The sequence below is a fragment of the Paenibacillus sp. N22P23 genome (assembly GCF_059383735.1).
Genome location: NZ_JBXENT010000004.1, coordinates 282432 through 303672, shown reverse-complemented (window position 1 = coordinate 303672; position 21241 = coordinate 282432). Strand labels below are relative to the sequence as shown.

The following is a 21241-nucleotide window of genomic DNA, read 5'->3' as shown; positions in this document are numbered from 1 at the left end:
CGAAGGCGCTGATTTCGACGTACCTGCCGAGTTCCGTGTCTATCAATGTCCATCTATCGCCCGTAAGCTCGGGCAGTGTAAAACCGACTGTAAAAAGTACAGTCGGAACTTGCACGACAATACGGATGTCCATCATAACCCTATCCAGAACGGCTGCCAGACAAGGGGCAGCTGTTTTATTTTTGCAAGCTTGATTCTAATCGAAATAAAGAGACCTAAAATGGATCCTCAACATGTTTTGTCCAAAAATCGTAGAGTTGTTCATATTCTCCGTTTAGTGCTGACACTACAATACAAGTTGACAATGAATAAGCGCTGCATCTTAACACCTGTTTTTGGAGATTGTCGGTACAACGTGTATGACAAAATGTTGAGAGTGGGGTGAATAGCTAGATTAACCATGATAGATATACGAAATATACCATAGAAGGGAAGATAATATGAACAAGCACAAACGGACATCACGCTTGGCTTCACGTCTGACATCTTTGGTTCTCAGCATTTTGCTGGCGGTAATTACACTACTACCGGCGACAGCTTTCGCAGATACCCCTACAGGCGGCGATCCCTTCCAAGGCGAGATCCTTTTCCCTTTCAATGAGGGTAATGGTTCGACCTCCAGCGCCCTTTCGGACGGTCTGACGGCCACATTAAACAACTATGTGTGGGATCAAAACGGCCGGGGCGATACTCCCGCGATCTCCAATAACCAAACAGGCCAGAACGGGATCGCAATCGACTATGGCACTCCGTTCGCGAGTGTAAATGATCTTACCATGGGCGTTTGGGTTAAGCCCTCGGCTCCAAATCCTGGACAAGTCAGTTCATTAATGGCCCCACCTTATGGCGGCACCGCAGGCAATTGGGGATTCAGTAATGGAGAAATTTGGTGGAGTATCAATTGGGGCACCAGTGCAAACAACTTCGCTGACACAAGTATAAGCTTACTATCTTACGGATCGGATGGTTCCGACTGGGATGGCGGCATTTCAGCGCCAGCAGGGAATCTGGCAGACGGCAACTGGCACTATTTGGCGTACTCCTTAAGTGCAACGGCGAAAACAGTCGCTCTGTATGTGGACGGCAATCTGATCGGCGAAAAAGATTATAGTTCCCTATACCCTGTCAATTTGCAAGCATATAAATGGTTCGGCGGGAATGGGTACCAGGATAAGTCGTACACCGGCCTTCTGGATGAGCTTTCCGTTTTCCCCTCAGTTCTGGGCGACACCGTGCATGAAGCGCTATATAACAGAGCGCCTAATACTAGCGGTAACAGCAATCCGGGCGATCCCTTCCAAGGCGAGATCCTGTTCCCCTTCAATGAGGGGAATGGCACGACCTCAAGCGCCCTTTCGGACGGTCTGACGGCCACATTGGACAACTATGTGTGGGATATCGATCACAACGGTCGGGGCGATACTTCCGCGATCTCCTCAGACAACAGAGGTGCGAGCGGGCTCACAATCGACTACGGTGCCGATTTCGCGAGCGTAAATGATCTTACCATGGGCGTTTGGGTTAAGCCCTCAGCTCCGAGTCCTGGAGAATCCAGTACTTTAATGGCCCCGCCTTATGCCGGTACCACTGGCAATTGGGGGTTAAATGCCGGAGAAATCTGGTGGAATATCGGTTGGGGCACCAGTGCAAACAATTACGCCGACACAACGATAAACTTCACATCATACGGATCGGATGGCTCCGATTGGGGGAGCAGCATTTCAGCGCCAGCGGGAAATTTGGCCGACGGCGACTGGCACTATCTGGCGTTCTCCTTCAGCGCGACGGCGAAAACAGTCGCTCTGTATGTGGATGGCAGTCTGGTCGGTGAAAAGACCTACACGTCCACATTCCCTGTTAATCTGCAAGCATACAAATGGTTCGGCGGGGCTGGCTATAATGGAAGCGCGTACACAGGCCTTCTGGATGAGCTTTCCGTTTTCCCTTCAGTTCTGGGCGACACCGTGCATGAAGCGCTATATAACAGAGCGCCTAATACTAGCGGTAACGGCAATCCGGGCGATCCACTCCAAGGCGAGATCCTTTTCCCCTTCAATGAGGGGAATGGTTCGACCTCCAGCGCCCTTTCGGGCAGTCTAACGGCCACATTGGACAACTATGTGTGGGATATCGATCACAACGGCCGGGGCGATACTTCCGCGATCTCCTCAGACAACAGAGGTGCGAGCGGGCTCACAATCGACTACGGTGCCGATTTCGCGAGTGTAAATGATCTTACCATGGGCGTTTGGGTTAAGCCCTCAGCTCCGAGTCCTGGAGAATCCAGTACTTTAATGGCCCCGCCTTATGCCGGTACCACTGGCAATTGGGGGTTAAACGCCGGAGAAATCTGGTGGAATATCGGTTGGGGCACCAGTGCAAACAATTACGCCGACACAACGATAAACTTCACATCATACGGATCGGATGGCTCCGATTGGGGGAGCAGCATTTCAGCGCCAGCGGGAAATTTGGCCGACGGCGACTGGCACTATCTGGCGTTCTCCTTCAGCGCGACGGCGAAAACAGTCGCTCTGTATGTGGACGGCAGTCTGGTCGGTGAAAAGACCTACACGTCCACATTTCCAGTTAATCTGCAAGCATACAAATGGTTCGGCGGGGCTGGCTATAATGGAAGCGCGTACACCGGTCTACTGGATGAGCTTTCCGTTCTCCCTTCCGTTCTCGATGATACCGCGCATGCAGCGCTATATAACAGAGCGCCAAATACGAGCGGTGGCGGCAATCCGGGCGATCCATTACATGGTGGGATCCTTTTCCCCTTCAATGAAGGGAATGGTACGACCTCCAGCGCCCTTTCGGACGGTCTGACGGCCACATTGAACAATTATGTGTGGGATATGGATCACAACGGCCGGGGCGATACTTCCGCGATCTCCACTGACAGCAGAGGTGCGAGCGGGCTCACAATCGACTACGGTTCTCAGTTCGCGAGTGTAAATGATCTTACCATGGGCGTATGGGTTAAGCCTTCAGCTCCCAGTCCTGGAATATCCAGTTCTTTAATGGCACCACCTTATGGTGGCTCCGATGGCAGTTGGGGGTTAAATAATGGAGAAATCTGGTGGAGTATCAAATGGGGAACCAGTGAAAACAATTACACCGACACAAAGATAGACTTCCTATCTTACGGATCGGATGGCTCCTCATGGGATGGCGGTTTATCAGCGCCAGCTGGGAATCTGGCCGACGGGAACTGGCACTATGTGGCGTTCTCCTTCAGCGCGACGGCGAAAACACTCGCTTTGTATGTGGACGGCAGTCAGATCGGTGAAAAGACCTACGCGTCTACATTCCCTGTTAATCTGCAAGCATACAAATGGTTCGGCGGGGCTGGCTATAATGGAAGCGCGTACACCGGCCTTCTGGATGAGCTTTCCGTTTTCACCTCCGTACTCGACGACACCAAGCATGCAGCGCTATATAACAGAGCGCCTAATACAGACGGCACCGGCCAGCAGGCTGATCCAGCCGACACCGATCAGGTAGGCGACAAAACTTATCATGTGGCCAAGACCGGCAGCGACAGCAACTCCGGTACCGAGGCAGAACCTTTCCTTACTATTCAGAAGGCAGCCGATGTTCTCCTGCCCGGCGAAACAGTTATCATTCACGAAGGCGTTTATGAGGAATCCGTACGTCCGAAGTATAACGGCACGGTCGATCACCCCATAACCTATAAAACTGTCGACGACGAGAAAGTGGTCATCTCCGGCGCGAATCTGATCACCGAGGCATGGCAGACGGCGTCAAACCCGAGCGCGGTGCAATATAACGCAAATGATGCCAACCTCTGGAAAGTAAACGTTAGCTTGCCGATGGGCAACTACCGGAATCAAATTTTTGTAGACGGCGAAGCCATGCTGCCTTCACGGTATCCAAACGTTGCGAAGGAAGACGCGTACTATCGTCCGAACTGGCTGACTTATGTGTTCGACGGCGAGAACGCCAGCACTGGCGGATGGTCTACCCCAACAGGCAAGCTGCGCGACCCCGAGATGAACCAATCCGCCGGTACATGGGACGGTGCTTCGATCGTGGGCATGGACAACCGCGGATGGAACCTATCCGGTGCGGAAGTCGTTTCTTCGACGCCCGGCTGGCTTAATCTTACAAACATGAACTTCTACGAACTGGGCCCAACCGGCTACGCCTCAGGCAACGATTTCCATTACTATATCCAAAACGCAATGGCCGCTCTGGACGCGCCATATGAGTGGTTCTATAACCAAAATAGCGAAACCCTGTATTTACAGCTCCCGAACGGCATGGACCCAGGAGATCTGGATGTTCGTTACAAAGCACGTGATTGGGGCTTGGATCTGTCTAGCCGTAAGTACATCCATATTGAAGGTATCGACTTGAACGGCTGCAGCCTGACCATGCGTAACGGCGTGAGCAATGTAGTTGATAACATGACAGCCAAGTACGTCACCGAGTTCCTGTCCCCACATAATGAGCGGGGCGGCATCATCGTAGGCGGAAAGAACAACACCCTGATCAACAGTGAGATCGCCTATTCTGCCGGTGCGCTGGTCACCGTCGAGGGCGAGGGCAACAAGATCGTCAACAGCAAGCTGCATGACGCTACTACCGGCCCTACATTGTTTACCTTCTCGATAACTATTTCGGGAATAAACCACTTGATCAGCCACAACCAGATCTATAACGCCAGCGGCACTCTGATCGGCGGCAGCTTCTATGCCAGCGAAATCTCTTACAACGACATCCATGACGGTAACTGGCACAGCACCGACGCAGGACTGATGTATTTCGCTTATAACGATTTTGGTAACAGCCAAATTCACCACAACAAAATTCATGATTCCCACAGCGAATTTTCCAATGGCGTGTACTTTGATCTGGGCTGCAAAAACGCCCTGGTATACGGCAATGTGTTTTGGAATTTGCCATGGGCGGCTGTTTTCATTAACTCCAGCTCCGAGTTTATATCCGTGGTCAACAACACGGTATACAAAGGAGCAAGTAGTCACTCGAACCCTGAAATTTACACGAACTCCCCCGGCGACGCCTACATGGACGTTTTTATGAACAACATCGTGGATTCACGCGGTGTGGGTACTGACAACGTCAACGTCGGCGCGGTGGTGCTGGACAACTACAGTAGGCCAAATGACGACATCGATGGAACCGCAACCTTTAACAACCCATCGGCGTTTGACTTTACCCTGAAATCCGGTTCCGGCGCGGTCGGTATGGGCGCATATCAGCCGGGAGATACCTGGACTGCCGGTCTGAAGGGCACTCCGGTAACGGCCGAAGAAGTTAGTAGCGGCCCGCAGTTCCTGCCCTATGCGAACAGTAACCTGCTGTTCAACAGCGGTTTTGAGTGGCCGCGCGTCGACTTCCCGAGCATGGGCTCATTACCCTATTGGGAAAAGGCAGGGACAGGAAGCGCATCCATCGTCAGAGCCGGTTCATCTGCCGACAACGCTCATGCCCGCGATCAGAACGCAGTGGAGCTGACCGGTCAGAACATCGGACTGGAGCAGGAGATTACCGGTCTGGAACCTGGTGAGGATTACGTGCTGCGAGGCTTTGCCCGGATGGGCAACGGCAGCAGCGCCGAAGGGCAGAAGGTGGAAATCGGCGTGAGCGTCGGTGCAAATACTCTCAATGGTGAATTGGACCGGCCCGCATGGCGATCGGTATCGATCAAATTTACTGCAGACGAGACTGGAACAGCCACAGTCTACGCCAAAAAGACAACAGCCGGCTCACGGGCACTGGTAGACGACTTCTCGGTTGTGCGTGCCGACCTTACGCCCGACGAGGGACCTGTCAGCGACGATCTGTACCCGATGCTGGTCTCCCCTGTGGCACTGGTGGACGATATGCTGTTTGAGGATTCCGAATGGACAGCAGCCAACCAATCGTCGTTTGTGAAAGATGAACCGTCCGGCCTTACCCTGGCAGCTCAGCCCGGCCAATCAGCCGCCGCGTTCTACACCCAGGAAAAGTACAGTAACAAGGACTTCTATTTGAAATTGGACGAGAGTGAAGATCTTGATGCTCTCGACATGAACATTATCCTCCGGGCAACCGCGGGTACGCGAACTGCCAATAGGTATGAGATCGATATTCAAGGCACAACTGCCACACTGACCCGGTATTACAACGGCTCGGGTTTCCAATTGGGACAGTGGACGGTAGACATTAACGACCGGCTCTTGAAGGCCGGCGCAGTATGGGATGACGCCAACGGAAGCGGTTACGGCGGTGTGACCGTGACGCTCAAGAGCGGAAACGAAACGCTGTTCTCCGTTCGAGATGAAAACAACTTAAACGTCTCTGCCCCCGGCTACTTCGGCCTGGCGACTGAATCCTCCATCAAACTCGGACGCGTTACCGAATATGTGGATATGGGCTCGGTCATCGCAGATAAGGACGACTGGAAATCCGGGACTCCAATCAACTGGGAGAATAACGATACTAAGTTGAGTACCGTAGGAAGTGGTACAGCAGGTTACACCGGCAGAACATTCGGCGACGCAGAGTTCGTGGTGGGCTTTGAGTCTGGCATGAACACCGGGGCGTTCCCCAACTTTACCCTGCGGGCTCCGAGCGAAGAGGATCTGCTAAACAATCCTTGGAGCGGCGCAAAATACAGCGTTATCTTCAAGGAGGGCTCCTTTGAGATTCAGCACTGGCCGGAACTCTGGAAGCCCGGTGCGAGCATTCTGTCGGATGACGGTAGATCGGCGCTGGCGGACAACAAAGGCTTTGTACCGGCGTATACAAACACACTCGTTAAAGTCAGTATAGTGAACACCGACTATGGTGTGTGGATCCGCCTCAAGGCAGGCGACACGATCGTAGCAAGTTGGATTGACGAGAACAATTATCACCTGAATGATGGGTATTTTGGCATCAGCGGCTACACCGAGCCAGTGGCTATCTCAGTGCCAAACGAGAATACTTATGTACCTGTCGACATTGGGAACCCGGACGATAAGCCAAGCAACGGCACTGTGGATACTTCCGCGCTGCAACAGCTGATATCTGAGGGCGAAGCACTTGTTGAAGCCGAGTACACGGAGGCGAGTTGGGCAGCTTTAGAAACAGCCTTAGCCAATGCGAAGGCTGTTGCGACAGACAACGCCGCAACCCAAGCGCAGATTGATGCGGCGGTTACGGCACTGCAAGCGGCGATAACCGATCTGGTGGAAGCGGATGTAGCCGTTACCGGCATTACTGTAACAGGAGTAAACGGCGCTTCTTCGATCTCGAGTCTTGGCGGCACCCTGCAAATGAATGCGGCCGTAACGCCGGATAACGCGCCGAACAAAGCCGTCGATTGGACGGTCGTCGGAACGAATGGCAACGCAACGAACAAAGCGACGATCGACGAGAACGGCCTCCTGACCGCGGTTGCTGATGGCGTACTTAAAGTCGTCGCCACGGCGAAGGACGGATCGGGCGTAACGGGCGAATCCCTCGTCACGATCGATTCGACGCCGCCGGAAATCGTTGCTCCGATCGATCTGTCGTTCTTGCAAACGGAAGCGGTGTCGATTGCATTCTCCGCCAGCGACAGCGGCAGCGGCTTGCAATCGTTGACCGTATCCTTCAACGGCCAGACGACGGCCGGATCGATTTCCGTAGATCCGCTCGGCCTCGCGGTTGGAACGTATCCGATCGTAGTCACGGCGAAGGATAATATCGGTCATCAAACGATGCAGACGTTCAGCTTGGAAATCACGATAGTAGTCGCTCAATTAGACGAGCTGATCTCTCTCGGGGAAACCGGCGGTTTGATCGCGGACGCCAAAACCGCGAAGTCTCTTCAATCGGATATTGATAAAATCCAAAAGGATCAAGCGAAAGGCAAGCTTGAAGCGAAAGATTTCAAACAGCTAGAAAAGAATATCAACAAGGAGAAAGGCAAAAAGATCGACGCTGCTTTTGCGGATCAGTTGCTGCAAAGCATCGAAGCTCTGAAGAGTTCTCTGTAGGAACTGCTAAATAAAACCGGCTTGCAGGCGCCTCTCTTTCCCGAGAGAACGCCAGCAAGCCGGTTTTTCTTTCCGTTCATTCATTTCGGACGAAGACGCCACAACAGATGACTTATTGTCAGCGGCCTGCAGTGGGGTAGTCCAGTTTACGCAAGCTCATTTTTGATGTAACATAAATGAGGATGTCCCAATTTTTTACAATGGAGTTGCAAAGCCTCCTGACCGCGAATGGACAGGACGCTTACTCAGTTGCAAATATAGGAGATGATAGGATGAGAAAACATATTAATTTTGTACTTATTGCATTCTTGGGGCTAGGTGCGATCTTTTCACCTGTTGCCTTAGCAACTAATACTGCCAACGCAGCTGCTACTGTCAATGCGACTACTCTCTTTGATTACAATAGTAGTCTAAATAAAGAAGATTTTTCCAAAACGGTCATTATGAAGATAGGGCAGGAGCGCTTTTTTATAGGCGGCAATGAGGCCAGCGGCGATAAACCATTTGTTGAGCAAGGCCGTACGATGGTGCCGCTGCGCACAGTCGCTCAAGCTTTTGGTGCTAGAGTAGATTGGTCAGCTCCAAGCAAAGAAATTACCGTAACGCTTAACAGTCTGAAAGTGGATTTTATATTAGGCAGCAATAAAATACACGTAAATGGGGTTGAACAGGAGCTGGATGTAGCAGCAGAGGCTTCCGGTGGTCGTACTTATTTACCGTTGCGTGCTATTGGCGAAGCTTTTGGGAAATCGGTTGGTTACGTTAACGCCTATAAACTAATTTTTATTGCTGACAAACCGGCATTTATTAAAAAATATGCTGAGGGATATCGTTATCCAACCCTATTTTCATGGGCAATAGAAGGTAAAGGGAATAAAGTGTTTTATGGTGACACTAACTTACTTGTTTACTATAAGGATGATGGATCGATGGTTTTGCATGATTGGTCTGGTCGTGAATATCCTTTTAACAGCTATTATCCTTATCCCGGGACTCCCGGATCTCCGTTTCATTGGTTTACAGTTTCGGATACAAAATACCTGGTCTTCAATGTTGATGCGGAAGTCGGGGAAGATTCTATTTATCAATATAAAGATGGCACGCTACAACTTATCTACTCCAACCCTATTTTCAATATAAAATTCACCAGTACTGATATGTATATTCTGGTTAATGGTCCAGGTGTTGATCCGTGGCCAAGAGTAGATGAACACAGCAATTTATTGAAGGTTAATTTACAAGATTATACCCAAGAATATCTAGGTATTAAAGGTTATATATATGGCGTTAAACTGGAAAAGACTCCCGAAGGCAATATTGCGGTAGTGAGAGATAACTGGGAAATTGCAGATGATGGCGTTTATATTTCTGGGTATTATTATTTGGGCACATCCGATGAGAAGAATACTACCACCGGGCATTATAAAGTCAATTTAACAGGCCAAAGTCATGAGAAATTGACGCATTAAATCCAGCGAAAAAATACCCCTTTGTGATCTATCTTCAAGAATTTAAGAGTTATTTTAAGTTTATCGCGGTTTCTATTTAAATTGTTTTCTTTATTATTAAGCTCAGTTAGAGCTTGGGAGGAAGAAAACGATGAAGAAACGATCGAGCGCACTGGCTGCGCTTTTGCTATTAACGGGTTGCGAGCATCGGGCCAGGATGCATCGCTTTTCGATAAAGGATTTAACTCTCTGGACGTTGTTGGCTATTTACACTTGGGTGATCGTGAAAATCGTTCTGTTTAAAATGCACCCAGCCGATCCGGAGTACCTTTGGCAGCAGTTGAAAATAAGCTTGGGGAATCCTCACTTCGTCATTGAGAGAATCGAACAGGGCAATCTCGTCCCTTTTCACGAAATTTCCGCTGCATTGAACGAACGCACGGATACTCGCATGCTTAACTTTGTCGGAAATATTGCCATCTTCGTACCGTTCGGGATACTGCTTCCTTTCGTTTTCAAAAACGATCGCTTAGCTCTGACTCGCGCGATATTCTTTACTTTCGGCTTCAGCTTGCTCCTGGAAGGCTCGCAAGCGGTGCTCTCCATCGGCAGCTTCGACGTCGACGATCTCATGCTGAATACTTTCGGCGGGTGGCTCGGGTGCATTCTCATCCGTTACAGTAGAATGACGCCTTCAGACCGGAAAGGGGATAAGCGTCAAACCAATAGAGCCCATATGGTTCGTTAGAATTATTTTGGGGCCATTAATGGGCAAATAAGCGCCGTACGGTTCGTTAAAGCATTCCTAAAAAAGGCATAGATGCCTTCAGCCTACTGAGAAAATTCTATAAACAAGATCGCCAACCACCTGTCAAAGCAGGTAGTTAAGGCGATCTTGTTTTTTAATTCGCGAACGAAATTGGAGGATTAATATATCATAACAATAAGTGCATATTAAATATATTATAATAATATTTAGCTATGTAATCATTCGGGAATCCATAGGTTTTTAGTCCTATTTGACATAAAAGAGAGTAAACTAGCAGCGGTTTGTGTCGAAAACTATAAAAACAAAATTTCGTGTTAAGTATTGAATAAACATATTAAATATATTATATTTGGATGAGCCTAATGAAACCGCTTGCAAGACGGAGTAGAACATGCTTGCCAAACAGCGGATGCTTCTGCTCATCATGCATCCATGTCTGTCGGTTCATTAGTTGAAAGCGCTTCGCTTGGCTATATCCTGTAGAAGGTGGGAGGAGTAATGATTGCAAAAGAAGCAAGAGTTGAAGTCATGCCCGAAATGGTGCCGTTAAAGAAGAACAATGCATGGGCCAAAGTATGGAGTTTCAGACACATCTACTTATTTATGCTCCCGGCTTTTATCTGGTATTTCATTTTTTGCTACTATCCGATGTACGGTATTTTGATTGCGTTTAAAGACTTTAAATACAACCTGGGGATACTGCACAGTCCTTGGGAAGGACTTCGATACTTCAAACAATTTTTAGGCGATTCCAGTTTCTATTCGGTGCTCTACAACACACTATCCATTAGCTTCCTGAAGTTGTTGCTCGGATTCCCTGCACCGCTCATCCTTGCTTTGATGCTGAATGGCGTAATGCATAGCAAATTAAAAAGGATCTTCCAAACGATTTCCTATCTGCCACACTTTGTATCCTGGGTCGTTGTTGTGACACTGATGCAAAAAATTCTTTCTCCTAATGTGGGACTTGTCAATGACATCAGGGATCATATGGGGCTTGAGCCGATCTTCTTTATGGGCATGCCATCCTTATTTTATCCACTGGTCGTTATTTCGGATATTTGGAAAGGTGTAGGTTGGGGCTCGATCATTTACTTGGCTGCTTTGACCAATATCGATCCGCATTTGTATGAAGCTGCGGAAATGGACGGGGCAGGTCGGTGGAGCAAGCTGTTTAAGATTACGCTGCCAACTCTGACGCCTACGATTGGTATCTTGCTGATCTTCTCTCTCAGCGGCGTTCTGAACGCTGGTTTTGACCAAATCTGGCTCATGCAGACGCCTGCTACACTGAGCGTCTCGGAAATATTAGATACTTATGTATTGAAAACAGGTATTCAGCAGGGGCAATTCGCTTATTCCACGGCCATCGGATTGTTCAAGTCACTGATCTCTCTGCTTCTCATTGTGGCCGTTAATAAAGTTTCCAAAAAAGTGAGCGACGTATCGCTATGGTAATCAGGCAACATTTATTAATTGAACCTAAGGAGGTGCAGGTATGGGTGTGAGAAAACTGTCGGCAGCCGATAGAATCTATTCCTCAGTGAACTATACGCTGCTGCTCATATTCTGCCTGACGGCACTCTATCCCTTTATCTATTTTTTGGCACTATCATTCAATGACGGCTATGACGCCATGAAGGGCGGCATCTACTTCTTCCCGAGGGTCGGTACGTTTGAGAACTACAGCAAAGCATTCCATAACCCTCACATCATTAATTCATTTTGGATCTCCACTTCCCGAACAGTGATCGTAACTGTAGGTTCTACGCTGCTAACGGCCTTGCTAGCCTATGGGCTTTCGCGGAAAGGCTTGCCTGGCAGAAAGTATATCGTCTTCTTCTTTTTCTTCACTACACTGTTCAGCGGGGGACTTATTCCGACCTTCATTCTGTACCGTGAGCTCCATATCTTGAACACGTACTGGGTGCTTGTCCTGCCATCGCTGTATAGCTTTTTCAATGCGATTATTATGAAGACTTTCTTCGATGGGATCCCATTAGGTCTATCGGAATCGGCGCGAATCGACGGCGCAAGCGAGTTAAGCGTATTTTGGAGAATTATCTTACCGCTTTCGATGCCGGTAATGGCTACCATAGCGCTGTTCGTCGGGGTAGGCGTCTGGAACGACTGGTTTACCGGGCAGTTTTTCATCCAAAATGAAAACCTTCAGCCTGCAGCTACATTCCTAAACAAAATGATCAGTGAAGCGTCGTTCCAGACCATGACCGGTTCGAGCAGCGGATCGTCCATTAAAAACATGAATGAAAACCAGATGGCGCTGCGAGGTGTAACGCCTGAGGCACTCAGGATGACCTTCGTTATCATCATTACGGCACCGATCATCTGCGTGTATCCATTCCTCCAGAAGTATTTTGTTAAAGGCGTACTGGTAGGTTCGCTCAAGGAATAGTCGAGTACCGAGTATAGAAGGCATCGCCTTTTATATAAAAAAATTAGCAACAGAAAGGGGCTTGTCAAATGCGTAAGACCAGACTAAAAAGTTCTCTTAGCTTGACGCTTGCCATCCCGATGATTGCATTATCCTTAACGGCATGTGGAGGAAATAACAATGATTCGGGTACCACGAATTCCACGAATTCGGGGCAAAACGAAACCACTGCACCTAAGGAGGCTACATTATCCTTCCTAAGCGCATGGAACGGCGGCGGTGCGGGGTTTCCGCAGGATCAGGAAAACAATCCGGTTGCCACAGCGGTTAGAGAAAAAACCGGCGTAACGTTAAAACTGGAATCGATCACAACTAGCGAAGTTGAGAAACTGAACACGATCTTCGCTTCGGGTACGGTTCCGGATATCGTAAATGCGCCGTACTGGTCGACGACAGGCGGGGAAGGACAAGTCATCAAGAAAGCGGCTTTGGAAGGCCAACTTCTCGATTTAACCCCTTATCTTGATAAATATCCGAACGTGAAGAAACTGATGACGCAAGGCGTAGCGAAGGACTTTGCAGAATTCGACCTGAATAGTCCTGATCTTGAAGGCAAGCAATATGTCATTCCTATGCAGACGCCGGACGGCACGCCAGAGAGCATTCATAACTGGAACTACGGCCTCTATGCCCGTGGAGATATCCTGAAGGCATTGAGTGTAAATGCTGCTGATATTGACACGGAAGAGAAGCTCGCGGAATTGCTGACCAAAATCAAAAACGGCGATTTCAAAGATATTAGCGGCAAGCCGGTCATCCCTTCCGGTACGATGCATAATGGATGGGACTATAGCCAATTCCTATCCGGCTGGTCTGATTACAACATTTCGGACTTCCGTCAGGAAGACGGCAAGCTGATCCACTGGACGCAATCCAAAGACCAAGAAGCTCGCCTGCTGTATATGAGAAAGCTGATCACAAACGGTCTCTTTGATCCGGAGGCGTTCAGCAATACCGATACGACTGCGAAAGAGAAGCTCGCTACGGGCAAGCTGGCTGTATTCGGCGCTCAAAGCATGATCGGCGATTTGCAAAAAACCCTCTATAAAACGAATCCGGAAATGCAGTACGAGTTGCTTGGACCAATGAAAAACAAGAGCGGAAACATCGTGACGCAAGTCGAGAAGCCAGGACGTTCCGGGTTCCCGGTTATCTTCTTGAGCGCGAAAATCAAAGATCCGGATGCTGCGCTGCGTCTGATTGATTACTTGAACAGCGACGAGGGCCGTCTGCTCGCTTACTGGGGCATCGAAGGCAAAGATTACACGCTGGCAGATGGCAAGCCGCAATGGGTTGCCGATGTGAAGAAGCAATTCGACGATAATCCGGATGTGAAGCGTGACGAAGGCCTCAACTATCTCTCCGGCAGCTTCATGGGCGCTTTCTCTTCTGAAGTCACTTGGCCGATTCCGGATGACCAGAAGACGCAATGGGAGAAACTCGAGGCAGCCTACTCGAAGAGACTGCCGATCCAAATTATTGACAAGGTCAGTGCAACTTATCTAGTAAGAGATTGGCCGAAATACCAAGAGTTCAGGGATAAAACGGCAAGCTTGAACTTTGACGAAGAATTCCGCAAAGCATGCTACGCGAAATCCGATGACGAAGCGCTGAAGATGCTGCACGGCATTCAAGAAAAGTTTAAATCTGCCGGCGTAGAGGAAATGGCTGCGTATGTCGGTGAAAAAGCCGCATCACGTGATGATATCGGCTGGTAATACCAGGTTGATTGCAGGATAAGGATTAGTAGAATAGACCAAACCGTATGTAATTGCGGTTTGGTCTGTTTTATGTTTCACGTTCATGATGCGGTATGGCGATCCCGGTATTGGCCGGGCGTAATGCCTTCTAACTTACGGAAGGACCGTATAAAGTTTTGCGGATTGTTGTACCGCAGCCTGGCGGCAATGTCTTTGACGGGAATATCGCTCTCTCGCAGCCATTTCTTGGCCATGCTGAACCGGTAGGTCGCCAGATACTCGCTAAAGGAGCTGTTCGTTTCCTTACGGAAGACGCTGCTTAAGTAATTGGAATTGTAATTAAGTTTCGCCGCGCATTCCTCCAGCGATAGATCGGTATCGTAATGACGATGAATCAGATCGATGATTTTCTCCGAAATGTTGGAGTACTGAGCTTCCTGCCGATCCCTGAATATACGCACCATGGGGAAGATAATGCGCGTCCAGAACCAATCCTCGATCTCCGGCACCGTATTCAATTCGAATAGCTCCTCGAATAGTGAGCTCCGACCAGAGCCAATCTGATTCAGGCTAATCCCGCACTCCTGCTTGACGACAAGCAAGCTATTCAAGAGGCGTACCAAGGGGAAATGAACCTCCTGTGGAGACATCTTCACGGAGAAGACAGGAGACAGGAAGGCTTGAAGAGTCTCCTTTGCTTTCTCCTTCTCGGCTAATTTGATGGCATCAATGAGGTCGTTCTCCAATTGAATCGGGTAGCTCTTAATGAAGTAATGCTTTCCTGCATTCACATGCTCATATTGGATAACGATGCCTTCACCCAGCTTTAGCCGGTATTTCAGTGCATCTAAGCCTTCTTGATAGGCGGCCGGCAGGAGCTGGATATCATGGAACGGAAGACTGATGCCAATGCTGACCGTCAAATGAAGGAAGCTTTGAATCTGCTGCTGCAAATGCTCCGTCAACACAAACAGGGCGGTTTTGAATTCTTCAATTTCTGCTGCAACGCTTCCGAACAACGTAACGACCGTGTGATCGATTGTCAGCGAAACAAGCCGATTCTCAGGCGGTATGAGTTCTTCGATCATGTTCTGGACGGCGAAGAGCAGCAGCTCAATGTCTTGTTTGCCGTACCTGGTTTCGTCGAGCGAATCGATTTGGAGAGTAACGACTGCCATGGAATGCCAGTCTTTAAGCTGAGTGCTGAAGCCGAACCGCTCCAACTGCTCGGTGAGATCGCCTCGCTTCACATTCCCCAGGAATGCTTTAGCCAAGAAGAACGTGCGTACCTGCTTAAGGTGCTGGTGGAGCTCGCTCTCGAGCCTCGTTTTGGATTGAGCCAATTGCTGGATTTGTTCACCGATTGCCTGGAATTCGTTCGTCCGATTGTGACGGATATCGGGCTTGCGCACGTCCATTTGCTTGAGCAGCCTCTCGATAGGGGAATACATGCGGCGTGACCCGAGCCATGCGAGCAGCATCGTAATGAACAGCATAACCGCGCAAACCGCAACGGTGTACCAACCGATTTTTTTGGACTCCTTCGTCAGGCTGGCGATGGAAGTGATGGACATGTAGATCCAGCCGTTGGTCGGCGATTTGAAATACGTAACGGAGAAAGATTGATGATCGATTTGTGACATGAACTGACCGATTTGCTCGTTAAGCTTGCTGTCTTGAGCGAATCCGATGGCTGACAACGGCTTTCCGATAAAATCACGGTCAGGGTGGACAACGATGCGATGCTGATCATCGATAATGAGCGTTATATCCGACTGATCCGGAGCCTGCTGAAGCAGTGACTGCAAGCTGCAGGTTGGTATGTTCGCCATGATGAGCCCATATGGATTAGGCTCCGTAACAGGCAGCTTCTTAATCAGACTGACGCTGTACGTGCACATCGCGCTGCCGGCACTTTCTTCGCTATAAAACAAATGGGACGGATTCATAACCCATGCCGTATCGGATTTGGCTTCAATTAACCCGCTCAACTCATCATGAAAGGCATATTGATCGAACCGATATAAGCCGGAATTTTTAATCATCCAATTATGCCGCTTGTTGATGAGGACGACATCCTCTAACTTGGTATCGAATGATTGCATGTGCAGCAGTTCGTCTCGCAGATTGCCATAAAGCGTGAAATCGCTTACAGTTAAGGAGCTGTTCATGGCATTTTTGAGAACGCCGGAGTTAATGACTTGGTTAAGCGTATGGTTGACAGTTGTGAGAATTTGCTCTACATTGGCATTAATTTGCTCAAGCAGCTGGATTTTTCCTTTGTTGACATCCTTTTGTATTTCATTGGATGAAGTTACGTACGAGAAGATACCGATGAACAATACGGGAAGCGTGCTGAGCAAAAAACAGAAAAAGGTCAATTTGGTCAGAAAACTGAATGAGCGCATCAAGAGCCATCACCTTATCAATGTTATACCACCATTGTAGGCTATTGCTCATGGCGTGGACAATAATCATTAAAGCCTAAAGTAATCATTATTGCAGAATCGGGGGGAATTGATTTGTTGCGTTCTCATTTTTCCGGCGGCCTTGCGAGAAGAAGCGTCAGAACGGTAATTCTCCTGATTACAGTGCTTACGCTTGCATCATGCTCCAACCCATTTCGTTCGAGTCCGATCGAAGCAGGGGATTCCAGACCTGTTATCACCATTATGGTGCCTCTTCATTTTCCGCAGGGACCGGGGGCGTCTCTTGTTAAGGAAATAGAGGAAATGACCGGCACGAAGCTTGTCATCGATTGGGTACGCGACGAGATTTATTCCGATAAAATGAATGCTGCGCTAACGATGAATTCCCTGAAGAAAGCGACGTTCGTCAAGTACACGGATTATTTCCTGTTAAAAAGCGCGATTCGTTCCGGGATGTTTTGGGAAATCGGACCTTATTTGGATGCGTTTCCGAACTTGAGACGGTTGAATGGCGATATTCTGGATCAGACCGCTGTTGACGGTAAAATTTTCGGATTGTACACGGAACGCCCATCCTCGCGGCAAGGCGTTATTATACGGGAGGACTGGCTCGAGAATGTGAATCTTGCCCCGCCACGATCACTCGATCAACTCTATGACTTGTTGAAGCAGTTTACGTATGGGGATCCCGACCGCAACGGTAAGAACGATACAATCGGATTAACCGACCGGAACGATCTCGTTTTCGGCGCATTCAAGACGCTCAGCTCTTATTTCGGAACACCAAACAATTGGGTTGCAGCCGATCATCGTATGGTACCCGAATTCGAGACGGAGCCTTATATGGAAACGATGAACTTCATGAAGAAGCTGTACGACGAGAAGCTCATTAATCAGGACTTCGCCGTCACGAGCAAAGACATTCAGCGCAATCTGCTTATTCAAGGAACGGCCGGCATCTACATCGGGAGCATGACGGATGTGCAGCGGCTTTCCAATGAAGCGAAGCAGTTCAACAAAGACGCGAGGTTTACGGTCGTCAACCGGATCGAAGGCCCGCAAGGGTACAAGGTGTGGTCCATCCCGAATTTCAACGGGCTGTTCCTGTTTTCGAAGAGCGCAATCAAATCGGAGGAAGAGCTCAAGCAGGTGCTCACATTCTTCGACCGATCCATGGAAGCCGATGTTGCGAATCTTATGAAATTTGGCGTAGAGGGCAGGCATTACAAGCTGCAGGGCAAGCAGGTTCAGCTGCCTTCTAAGAGCGAGCAGCTGCGTATCGATGAAGTAGGGCCGATGTATGTGCTCATGACCGCCGATTTGAGCAATCCGAACCTACTGCAAGTCGCACAGGAAGACCCGCTGCTGGCGCTAGCCGAGAAGCTGAGTAGCGATAACGAGAAGTTTACCGTCAAGGATCCGACCGTAAATTTGGAATCCGCGATGTTCGATGAGCGGAGCGAGGAGCTGAATCGAATCATCACGGATGCGACGTATCAATATATATTAGGACAAATCGATCAAGCGGGATTTCATCAGGAAATCGACAGATGGAAGCGAAGCGGCGGCAATACGATGATTGAGGAGTTCACGAAATCTTATTTTGAATAGAAGATATAGGAATCCGCCTTGAGATTGAGAGGCGGATTTTTTGTTGTCATGGAAAGATACGATAATCATTTCTTCAGAAAATGGCCCAAAGCATCGAAATGTGGTGACGTGATTGTATCCGTACTAAACCGACCAAATGTATGGTTGACGTGCAGCTCCTAATAACAAATCGATGCGGAGGTCAAGCAAGATGAAGAGAAGGACTTTTGTTCAGATTGGCACGGTATTGGTACTCAGCACGATGCTATCAGCATGCGGTGGTAACAACGGTGGGAACGCCGTTAATGAAGCGAACAACGGAAACGGTGCGACTACGAATGAAGCAACCGGCACTAATGAGCCTGCGGCAAATGACACAACGGAGCCAGCGGCTCCTCAGACCGAAGATCCAATGGAGATTACGATCATGCTTCCGCTAAACGTTGCGCAAACGCCGCCGGACACGATTAAGAACGAAATCGAGAAGCTAACGAACACGAAACTGACGTATCAATTTTTTCCGGCGGACACCTATGAAGATAAGCTGAACGCGACCATGGCTACCGGGGCGCTTCCTCAAGTCACGTATTTGAAAAATCAAGCTACGTTTATGCAGATGAAAGGGGCGATTCGCGACGGTCAGTTTTGGGAGATCGGCCCGCTGCTTAGCGAATTCTCGAATCTGAGCAAGCTGAAGCCTTTGATTCTGAACAATACGAAGGTCGATGGCAAGCTATTCTCGCTTTATATCGGCAGACCGCTCGCCCGCCAGGGGATTATTTATCGCAAGGATTGGGCGGATAAATTGCAATTGAAAACGCCAGAGACCGTCGACGACGTCATTGCAATGGCTAAAGCATTCACTGAGAAAGACCCCGATGGTGACGGCAAACCGAACACGATTGGACTCGCGGACCGGAACGATCTGATCTACGGCGCTTTCAAGACGGTCGCCTCTTGGTACGCGACGCCGAATAATTGGGGCGAGAAGGATGGGAAGCTGCAGCCTGACTTTATGTTCCCGCAATATGTGGCGGCCATGGATTTCATGAAAACCATCCGCGATGCCGGCGCTATGAACAAGGATTTCGCGGCAACCAGCAAGACGGACCAGGTCAGTCTATTCAACAGCGGAAAAGCTGGAATGTACATCGGCGCCATGTCGGATATTGACAGTCTGAACAAAGATTTAATCAAGAACGTTCCGTCGGCTGTCGTCGATACGCTGGCACTTATCAAAGGGCCGAATGGCGAGCTCGCCACTTGGGCGATTCCGGGTTACAACAACGTTGTCTTGTTCCCGAAATCCGGGATACAGGACGAGGGAGAATTGAAGAAAGTGCTGGCTTTCTACGACAAATTGATGACGCCTGAAGTCGCCAACGTGATGTTCTGGGGAATCGAAGGTAAGCACTATACCGTCGAAGACGGCAAAGCAAAGGTTACGGAGGATTCGGATTTGATCGAGCGGGAAGTGAAGGGCTTCAAGGACAGTCTTGTCGGCGAGTGGGAAACAAACGGCATGTACGAGGGCTATTACGCGCTCCCGGGCCGAATTCATGCGGAACAATTCACGAAGGAAAACGAGAAAATCGCCATCTTGGATCCAGCCGCAGCACTTGACTCCCAAACCTATACCGAGAAAGGCGTGGAGCTCCAGACCCTGATTACGGATGCGACTTACCAATATATTTACGGGAAAATCGATAAGGCCGGCTTCGACAAAGCAATCGAAGATTGGAAGAAACGCGGCGGCGACCAAATTATCGAGGAATATAACGCAGTCTATCAGAAATAAACAGGGATCAGACAGAATGGTAGTCAACTAGCTGAAGAGGCTGTCGGATCGCTAATGACAGCCTCTTCGATCCATGCAGGCAGAAGGGAGAAGCACGATGCGGGAATTGACCGTTCGTCCGGTGCCTATGCGGACGCCAAATGCCGGAAGCGAGCTCGGAAGGCGGCTTCGTCGCAATATATGGCTGTATGTCATGATAGTGCCGGGGCTCCTCTATTTTTTGATTTTCAAGTATGCGCCAATGTTCGGTCTTATTATTGCGTTTCAGAATTTCAAACCGTTTAAAGGGATCGCGGGAAGCGAATGGGTAGGGTTCGAGCATTTCAACCGTTTGTTCACCGAGCCTGATTTTCTGAACATCTTGACCAATACGCTTATTTTATTCGGACTCAATCTCTTGTTCTTCTTTCCGGTTCCGATCCTGCTGGCCTTAATGCTCAATGAAGTAAGGAGCAGCGGCTTTAAGAGACTGTTTCAATCGCTCATCTATCTGCCGCACTTTATGTCATGGGTCATTATTGTGTCCATCAGCTATGTCATGCTGACGATGGACGGCGGCATCGTGAATTCAGTCTTTGGAGCGCTCGGGTTAGAGAAGGTGAATTTTCTTCTGAGCTCCGAATGGTTTCGTCCGACTTACATCATCCAGGTGATCTGGCGCGAGGCGGGCTGGGGAACGATCATTTATTTGGCTGCCATAGCGGCAATCGATCCGCAGCAGTACGAAGCCGCTAGAATGGACGGTGCCGGCCGGATGCGCCAAATCTGGCATATTACGCTCCCGGCTGTCCGCAGCGTCATTATCGTCTTGTTCATTCTGAAGGTGGGGGACGTGCTGGAGCTTGGATTTGAACATGTGTATTTGCTGCTCAATTCCATGAACCGCGAAGTGGCGGAAATTATTGATACCTATGTGTATACGGCAGGGTTGAAGCAAGGGAAATTCAGTTATAGCACAGCGATCGGACTATTTAAATCGATCGTCGGGCTGATCATGGTCATCGGCGCGAACAAGCTTTCCAAGCGCTTCGGTGAAGATGGCATCTACTAAGAACAAC

Annotated in this window: 10 protein-coding genes; 9 read left to right on the top strand and 1 reads right to left on the bottom strand. The window is 49.2% G+C overall.

The genetic code is table 11. From position 1 onward, the window contains the following. Nucleotides 1–440: 440 nt before the first annotated feature. The 6 genes from AC506A_RS19440 (at nt 441) to AC506A_RS19415 (ending at nt 14384) form a co-directional block, all read left to right on the top strand. Nucleotides 441–7997, top strand: coding sequence for a LamG-like jellyroll fold domain-containing protein (locus tag AC506A_RS19440; RefSeq protein ID WP_495462660.1), 7557 nt, complete (start codon nt 441–443; stop codon nt 7995–7997). A gap of 272 nt (nt 7998–8269) precedes the next feature. Beyond that, nucleotides 8270–9466, top strand: a complete 1197-nt coding sequence (locus tag AC506A_RS19435; protein ID WP_495462659.1) for a copper amine oxidase N-terminal domain-containing protein — start codon at nt 8270–8272, stop codon at nt 9464–9466. 130 nt (nt 9467–9596) lie between these two features. Then, entirely contained in the window at nt 9597–10193 is a 597-nt protein-coding gene (locus AC506A_RS19430) for a VanZ family protein (protein ID WP_495462658.1), read from the top strand. Nucleotides 10194–10712: 519 nt separating this feature from the next. Beyond that, the gene (locus tag AC506A_RS19425; protein ID WP_495462657.1) at nt 10713–11672 is read left to right on the top strand and encodes an ABC transporter permease; all 960 of its coding nucleotides are present in this window, start codon (nt 10713–10715) and stop codon (nt 11670–11672) included. A gap of 40 nt (nt 11673–11712) precedes the next feature. After that, the gene (locus AC506A_RS19420; RefSeq protein ID WP_495462656.1) at nt 11713–12627 is read left to right on the top strand and encodes a carbohydrate ABC transporter permease; all 915 of its coding nucleotides are present in this window, start codon (nt 11713–11715) and stop codon (nt 12625–12627) included. A 68-nt stretch (nt 12628–12695) separates the two neighbouring features. Beyond that, nucleotides 12696–14384 (top strand): extracellular solute-binding protein, encoded by a 1689-nt coding sequence (locus AC506A_RS19415; protein WP_495462655.1) that lies wholly within the window; start codon nt 12696–12698, stop codon nt 14382–14384. An 83-nt stretch (nt 14385–14467) separates the two neighbouring features. Here the strand turns inward: AC506A_RS19415 and AC506A_RS19410 are convergent, their stop codons facing one another. Next, nucleotides 14468–16774, bottom strand: a complete 2307-nt coding sequence (locus tag AC506A_RS19410; protein ID WP_495462654.1) for a helix-turn-helix domain-containing protein — start codon at nt 16772–16774, stop codon at nt 14468–14470. A gap of 114 nt (nt 16775–16888) precedes the next feature. Here AC506A_RS19410 and AC506A_RS19405 point away from each other — a divergent pair, with 114 nt between their 5' ends. The 3 genes from AC506A_RS19405 (at nt 16889) to AC506A_RS19395 (ending at nt 21234) form a co-directional block, all read left to right on the top strand. Beyond that, nucleotides 16889–18406: an extracellular solute-binding protein gene (locus AC506A_RS19405; RefSeq protein ID WP_495462653.1), complete on the top strand. Its 1518-nt coding sequence runs from the start codon at nt 16889–16891 to the stop codon at nt 18404–18406. Nucleotides 18407–18596: 190 nt separating this feature from the next. Continuing rightward, nucleotides 18597–20183, top strand: a complete 1587-nt coding sequence (locus tag AC506A_RS19400; protein WP_495462652.1) for an extracellular solute-binding protein — start codon at nt 18597–18599, stop codon at nt 20181–20183. Nucleotides 20184–20280: 97 nt separating this feature from the next. Next, the gene (locus AC506A_RS19395; protein WP_495462651.1) at nt 20281–21234 is read left to right on the top strand and encodes an ABC transporter permease; all 954 of its coding nucleotides are present in this window, start codon (nt 20281–20283) and stop codon (nt 21232–21234) included. The last annotated feature ends 7 nt before the right edge of the window (nt 21235–21241 follow it).

What these genes read in the sequence shown, in the direction of transcription:
- AC506A_RS19435 (WP_495462659.1), top strand. Translation starts at nt 8,270, where the DNA reads ATGAGAAAACATATTAATTTTGTACTTATTGCATTCTTGGGGCTAGGT.
- AC506A_RS19420 (WP_495462656.1), top strand. Translation starts at nt 11,713, where the DNA reads ATGGGTGTGAGAAAACTGTCGGCAGCCGATAGAATCTATTCCTCAGTG.
- AC506A_RS19415 (WP_495462655.1), top strand. Translation starts at nt 12,696, where the DNA reads ATGCGTAAGACCAGACTAAAAAGTTCTCTTAGCTTGACGCTTGCCATC.
- AC506A_RS19440 (WP_495462660.1), top strand. Translation starts at nt 441, where the DNA reads ATGAACAAGCACAAACGGACATCACGCTTGGCTTCACGTCTGACATCT.
- AC506A_RS19395 (WP_495462651.1), top strand. Translation starts at nt 20,281, where the DNA reads ATGCGGGAATTGACCGTTCGTCCGGTGCCTATGCGGACGCCAAATGCC.
- AC506A_RS19425 (WP_495462657.1), top strand. Translation starts at nt 10,713, where the DNA reads ATGATTGCAAAAGAAGCAAGAGTTGAAGTCATGCCCGAAATGGTGCCG.
- AC506A_RS19430 (WP_495462658.1), top strand. Translation starts at nt 9,597, where the DNA reads ATGAAGAAACGATCGAGCGCACTGGCTGCGCTTTTGCTATTAACGGGT.
- AC506A_RS19410 (WP_495462654.1), bottom strand. Translation starts at nt 16,774, where the DNA reads ATGCGCTCATTCAGTTTTCTGACCAAATTGACCTTTTTCTGTTTTTTG.
- AC506A_RS19400 (WP_495462652.1), top strand. Translation starts at nt 18,597, where the DNA reads ATGAAGAGAAGGACTTTTGTTCAGATTGGCACGGTATTGGTACTCAGC.